We start from the raw sequence: 6,643 nt of genomic DNA on the forward strand, positions 1-6,643 counted from the left end.
CAATGGGTCTGGCACCGCAATTGCACTGCAGCAATGCCGGGGTCAATCATCACCCCGACGAAGGGGGGCCTCGCCGCTCCGCAAATGGAGCGGCGGGTTCTTTCAACGGCTGACTTGAAAGCCCCCCAAAATCGCCAAAACCTGGGGCGCTGGGCAACTATGGATCTTCAGAAATTCTTGGTGGGCATGTTCGCGGCGTCATTCATGGTGGCGATCTGGGCTGACATGGAAACTGGTTCCGTCTGGACGGCGCTCGGATGGGCAATGCTGGCCATGGTCATTCTGCAGGTCGGATATTTCGGCTCGTCGTCGGCTTGGTCTATAGACGGGCATCGAAACGCGCCGAGGCGAGCCCGGCGTCGGCAGCCGTAAACGATCTAAACCCTACTAGCTCAGTTTAGCGGCCCAGTTCGTTGGGGTGGGTTCGACCAACCGCCGGGCCTGACCGGCGCGGGGGCAAGCCGGCTGAGCCAATCGTAATATTAGCAATTCTGCAATAGAACCCGAAGTGGACGTTTTCCCCTGTTTTGGGCAGCACAGCGGGCGTGGTCCGCCGGTGAACCGCTCTGACCTAAGCCGCGACCTTCACCGTGGCCGGCGCCTTCTTCAGCGGGATGCGCACCGACACGATGGTGCCGACGCCTTCGGTCGAGCGGATCTTCAGCGCGCCGCCCTGCAGCTCGGCCAGCGAGCGCGAGATGGCGAGGCCAAGGCCTGAGCCGGTGTGGTTCTTGGAGAACTGGTTCTGCACCTGCTCGAACGGCCGCCCGAGCTTGCTCAGCGCATGCTTGGGGATGCCGCAGCCATTGTCCTCGATGGTGAGCAGTAGCGCTCCCGACGTGTTGCGTGCCCGGACCGTGATCTTGCCGCCCTGGCCGGTGAACTTCACTGCATTGGAGAGCAGGTTGATGGCGATCTGCTTGATCGCGCGGCGGTCGGCGTAGACCCGCATCGCATCGGCGATGCGCGTCTCGACATTGATCGACTTTTCCGCCGCCTGCAGCGAGATCACCCGCACCGTCTCCTTGATCAGCGGGCAGAGGTCGATCTCCTCGCGGTCGAGCGAGAACTGGCCGGCCTCGATCTTCGACATGTCGAGGATATCGTTGATGACGCCGAGCAGGTATTTGCCGCTGCCGTTGATGTCGGTCGCGTACTCTTCGTAGCGCTCCGAGCCGAGCGGCCCGAACAGGCCCTGCTGCATCAGCTCGGAGAAGCCGATGATCGCGTTGAGCGGCGTGCGCAGCTCATGCGACATGTTGGCGAGGAATTCCGACTTGGCGCGATTGGCCGCCTCGGCGCGCTCGGTCTCCTTCATATATTTGCGGTTGAGCTCGACCAACTCGCTGGAGCGTTCCTCCTCGGCGCGGCGGGCGAGGCTGAGATCGTGGATCGTCGCCATCAGCCGGCGCTCGCTGTCGACCAGCTTCTCCTGATGCAGCTTGATCTGGGTGATGTCGGAGCCGACCGAGACGATGCCGCCGTCGCGGGTCCTGAGCTCGTTGACCTGCAGCCAGCGGCCGTCGGCAAGCTGGCGCTCCAGGGTGACGCCGCCATGCGGACCGTTGGCGTTGGCGAGCCTGCGCTCGGAGGCGAAGGCCAGCATCCGCTCCTCGAGCGCATCGCGACCGACGCCCGGCACGACGTCGCGGTCCGAGAGCCCATTGTCCTTCTGGAACTTCGAATTGCACATGATCAGCCGCTCGGAGGCATCCCACAGCACGAAGGATTCGTTGATGTTCTCGATCGCGGTTCTCAGCCGCATGTCGGCCGCTTCCGAACGCAGCGCCAGGTGCCGCTGCTCGGTGACGTCGACGGCGATGCCGATCAGCTGGATCTCCGGCGCTTCCGGGTCGATCACCTGGGCACGGGCCCGCATCCACACCCATTGTCCGTCGGCATGGCGCATGCGGAAGACCTGGTCGATATGGTCGATCTCGCGTTCGACGATGCGGTTGGCGAGCTCGAACAGGTCGCCGTCGTCCGGATGGATAATCTCGTCGACCTCTCCGAAGGAGAGCATCGTATCGCAGGGCTCGTAGCCCAGCATGTCGTACATCGAGCGCGACCAGTACATCTTGCCGCGCACCATGTCCCAGTCCCACAGCCCGCAGCGGCCGCGCACCAGCGCCATGTCGATGCGCTGATGCGCCTCGAGATAGATGCGGTCCGCCGCCTGGGCGCGCGCGGCCTGGCCGAAATAGGCATAGAGGATGACGATCAGCACGCCCGCCGTCAGCACGAACAGCGTGACGTTGAGCGACATCGACTTGCGCCAGCTGTCGAACACCGCTTCCTGCGGCACCAGCACGGCGGTCGCGTGCCCGCGGTCCCCGGTGAGGCTGACTGCGGCGAACCAATCCTTTCCGGCGATGCTGACATCCATCACGCCGGCGCGGTCGCCGAACATGAACAGCGGCTGGCCGCCAAGGACCAGACTGTCCAGCGTGCGGCCCTGCCAGCCGGTCGAAAGCGGCGAGACGGCGATGACCTTGAAGTTGCCGTCGGTGATGGCCAGCACATGGGCGCGGCTCATGGCGCCCTGGCGGCTGGTGCTTTCCAGCAGGCTGACGGCGTTGGCGCCCGCAACGTTGGGATCCGCCGTGATCGCCTGCGCCATCTGGCCGGCGGCTAAAGCCAGCACCGCCTTGGCGTCGCGCTCGATCTCGTCATGCTCGTTCATCAGTGACAGGAAGCGCAGCGCCGCGATAACGGCGAGGAAAATAACGATCAGCGCCGGGATCGACCGGCGAAGAAACGGCTCGGCGGCCAACAGCCGCTGATAGGTGGGTTCGGCGATCAGGCGCGCATTGCCGGCAAGTCCATCGCCCCTTGCCTTGCGACGCGCAAAAGCCTTCCCTCCGGGCGCGCCCCACGCGTCCGCCTTGGCCATAAATGGCACTCCCCGATCTGCCGTATACTGGATGATCCGGATACGCCGCACGCCCGAATCGCCATTAAAGAATCAAACGTGATTCGCCTTGTCCAGAGGGCCGGGCGAAAAAGATTAAAAGTTGATTGAAATTTAGCTGATCTCCCCCACGAGGAGGGAGATCGCTAGTCAAGCCAGCGTCCGCTCCACGATATCCCGCAGATCCGCCGACAGGTTCTCTACCTTCGCCATATCGAGCAGCGCCTGCTTGGCCTTGGCCTGGCGTCCGGGCTCCAGCGAGCGCCAGGAGCGCAGCGCGGTCGCCAGCCTCGCCGCCACTTGCGGGTTGCGCTTCTCGACCTCCAGCACCGTCTCGGCGAAGAGGCGGTAGCCTTCGCCGTCGGGGCGGTGGAAGCCGGTCTGGTTGGCGCTGGAGAAGGTGCCGATCAGCGAGCGCACGCGGTTCGGATTGGCGATCGAGAAGGCGGGGTGCAGCATCAGCGCGCGCACCTTGTCGACGGTCTTCGCGCCAGGCACGCCGGCCTGGATCTGGAACCATTTGTCGAGCACCAGCGCGTCGCCGCGATAGCGGCCCTCGAAGGCTGCCAGCGCCTCTTCGGCCTCGGCCGTGTCCGAATGGCGATGCGCCAGCACGGCCAGCGCCGCGGCACGGTCTGTCATGTTGGTGGCGGAATTGAAGTGCCGCGCGGCGAGGGCGCCGCCGCCCGGCAGCAGCGAAAGATAATCGAGCAGGATGTTGCGGAGCGCCCTGCGTCCGGCGCTCGCCGCGTCCGGGCTGAACGGACCCTTGTCGGCGAGGCTGTCATAGAGAGCGGAAAAGGCATCGCGATTTGTCCCGGCGATCGCCCGCGCCAGCGCCTCGCGCGCGGCGAAGATGGCGTCGGGGTTGATGCCCTTCCCGATGTCGCGGGCAATGTCGGCTTCACCAGGAAGCGTGAGCGCCAGTGCCCGGTAGGCCGGCTCCAGCGCCTCGTCGCCGGCGATCCTGCCGGCAAGCTCAGCCAGCCGTCCTGCGAAGGCCGGCTCCTTGCCGCCGAGGATCTGGCGGAAGGCGGCGATCAGCGCGTCGGTCAAAAGCGTGTTGAACGCCTGCCAGCGCGCGAAGGGGTCGCTGTCATGCGCCGCCAAGAAGAACTGGTCGTCCGCCTTCTGCTGCACCGAAAGCGTGATTGGCGCCGAGAAGCCGCGGTTGAGCGATACCGACGGCCGCTCCGAAACGCCGGAGAAGCGCACCGTGTGCCGGCGCTTGCGGATATGGATGACGCCGTCATCCACCGTCGCGCCCTCGACGGCCGTCCAGGTGACAGGCTGGCCGCCTGCGCCCACCAGGCCAAAGGCCAAAGGAATGTGCATCAGCCGCTTGCGGCTTTCCGACGGCGTCGGCGGCACCGACTGCTCGATCTCCAGCGTGAACTCCCTGGCCGCCGCATTGTGCGTGGAGCTCACCGTCAGGTTCGGCGTGCCGGCCTGATGGTACCAGAGCGCGAATTGCGCGAGGTCTCTGCCAGAGACGTCCTCGAAGACTTTCAAGAAGTCCTCGATCGTCGCGGCCTCGCCGTCATGCCGCTCGAAATAGAGGTCCATGCCGGCACGGAAGAGTTCCGGCCCGAGGATGGTGCGGATCATGCGCACCACTTCGGAACCTTTCTCGTAGACGGTCGCCGTGTAGAAATTGTTGATCTCGCGGTAGCGCCGCGGCCTGACCGGATGCGCCAGCGGCCCCTGGTCTTCCGGGAATTGATGCGCGCGCAGCGTGCGCACCTCGGCGATGCGCTTCACCGCCCGCGAGCGCTGGTCGGCGGAGTATTCGTGGTCGCGGTAAACGGTCAGCCCTTCCTTTAGGCAGAGCTGGAACCAGTCTCGGCAAGTGATTCTGTTGCCTGTCCAATTGTGGAAATACTCATGCGCGATGATCGCCTCGATATTGGCGAAGTCGGCATCCGTCGCGGTCTCCTCGTCGGCCAGCACATATTTGTCGTTGAAGACGTTGAGGCCCTTGTTCTCCATCGCGCCCATGTTGAAGTCGGACACGGCCACGATGTTGAAGACGTCGAGGTCGTATTCGCGGCCGAAGGCGTCCTCGTCCCATTTCATCGAGCGCTTCAGCGCGTCCATCGCATAGCCGGCAAGCCGCTCCTTGCCGGGCTCGACATAGATGCCGAGCTCGACCTCGCGGCCGGACATGGTGGTGAAGCTGCCCGCCACCCTGCCGAGCGCGCCCGCCACCAGCGCGAAAAGGTAGGAAGGCTTAGGGAAGGGGTCGTGCCAGACCGCGTAGTGCCGGCCATTAGCGAGCGCGCCGCGCTCGACGGGGTTGCCGTTGGAAAGCAGCAGCGGCGCCTCATTGTGCGGGGCTTCGATGCGCACGGTGTAGACCGACAGGATATCGGGTCGGTCGAGGAAATAGGTGATGCGGCGAAAGCCCTCGGCCTCGCATTGCGTGCAATAGACGTTGTTGGAGCGATAAAGGCCCATCAGCGCCTCGTTGCGCGAAGGCGCGATCTCGGTCTCCAGACGAAGCTCGAAACGCTGTGCCGCCGGCAGCTTCAGGATCGTCAGCCGGTCCGGCGTCGCCTCGTAGTCGCCGGCAGCGAGCGCCTGCCCGTCGATGGCTAGGCCAAGCAGCGTCAGCCCATCGCCGTCGAGCACCAGCGGCGCCGCCGGCGCGACGCCCTCGCGCCGTTCGATGGTGAGCAGCGCCGTAACATGGGTCGCGTCCGGCGACAGGCGGAAGTCGAGGCCGGTCCTCGGGATGAGATAGTCGCTGGGGCGATAGTCTTCGAGCTTGAAGACATGGCCGGTATCGGTGCGCATTCCTTGGGCTTTTCCTGTCGATTTCGGTCGGGAGCCAGCGTGGCCGGTCCAGGAATTTTGAGATGCGCGCTCTTTACACGAAACCGTCACGCGACAAAACCGCGGGATAGGGTGTGTTTCGCAATTCCGATTGCACACTTTTCCTGGAGTTGCTCTTAGGCTATTGGGCGGCTTCGTTTTCCGACATTCTGACGAGGCAAGATGACCGTCGATCATGCCGTCGGCCACAGCACGCTGCGCGGCATCACACTGAAAATCGTCTCGGTGACGGTTTTCGTCGGCATGCAGACCTGCATCAAGGCGGCCGGCGACGTGCCTGCCGGGCAGGTCGTCTTCTTCCGTTCCTTCTTCGCCATCTTCCCGATCATCGCCTTCCTGGCCTTCAAGGGCGAGCTCGCCACCGCCTTCACGACCAGGCGGCCGTTCAACCACATCGCGCGCGGCCTTGTCGGCGTCGGCGCCATGGGGCTCGGCTTCTTCGCGCTGACCAGATTGCCGTTGCCCGAGGCGATTACCCTCAACTACGCCCAGCCGCTGCTGGTCGTCGTGTTTTCCTCGATCTTCCTCGGCGAGACGATCCGCGTCTATCGCTGGAGCGCGGTCGTCGTCGGTCTTGCCGGCGTGCTGGTCATCTCCTGGCCCGAACTGACGCTGCTCAATTCCGATCAAGGCCTCGACGACAAGGAGGTGCTTGGCGTTATGGCCGCGCTGATCGCCGCCGCGATCTCGGCGGTCGCCATGCTCCTGGTGCGCAATCTCGTGCAGACGGAGAAGACGGCGACCATAGTGCTGTGGTTCTCGTCCACGGCTTCGGTGTTGTCGCTCTTCACCCTGCCTTTCGGCTGGCAGGTGCTGACGCCGCTTCAGGCGGCACTGCTTGTCTTCGCCGGCTTCTGTGGCGGGCTCGGCCAGATCCTGATGACGGCGGCCTACCGC

3 protein-coding genes and 1 pseudogene are annotated in these 6,643 nt (G+C 64.7%); 2 read left to right on the top strand and 2 right to left on the bottom strand.

Annotation, left to right across the window (positions count from 1 at the left end):
- Positions 1–372 (top strand): annotated as a pseudogene (locus EOA24_RS43225) (hypothetical protein); the annotation flags it as partial.
- A gap of 199 nt (positions 373–571) precedes the next feature.
- Here EOA24_RS43225 and EOA24_RS23420 read toward each other — a convergent pair.
- Both EOA24_RS23420 and pepN read right to left on the bottom strand, forming a co-directional pair.
- Entirely contained in the window at positions 572–2,893 is a 2,322-nt protein-coding gene (locus EOA24_RS23420) for a PAS domain-containing sensor histidine kinase (protein ID WP_126078357.1), read from the bottom strand.
- Positions 2,894–3,061: 168 nt separating this feature from the next.
- Positions 3,062–5,707, bottom strand: coding sequence for an aminopeptidase N (gene pepN, locus EOA24_RS23425; RefSeq protein WP_126078356.1), 2,646 nt, complete (start codon positions 5,705–5,707; stop codon positions 3,062–3,064).
- Between the two features lie 201 nt (positions 5,708–5,908).
- Here pepN and EOA24_RS23430 point away from each other — a divergent pair.
- Positions 5,909–6,643: DMT family transporter (locus EOA24_RS23430; protein WP_133374583.1), on the top strand; the 735-nt coding region annotated here is incomplete at its 3' end.

The sequence above is a fragment of the Mesorhizobium sp. M2A.F.Ca.ET.039.01.1.1 genome (genome assembly GCF_003998035.1).
Lineage (GTDB): Bacteria > Pseudomonadota > Alphaproteobacteria > Rhizobiales > Rhizobiaceae > Mesorhizobium.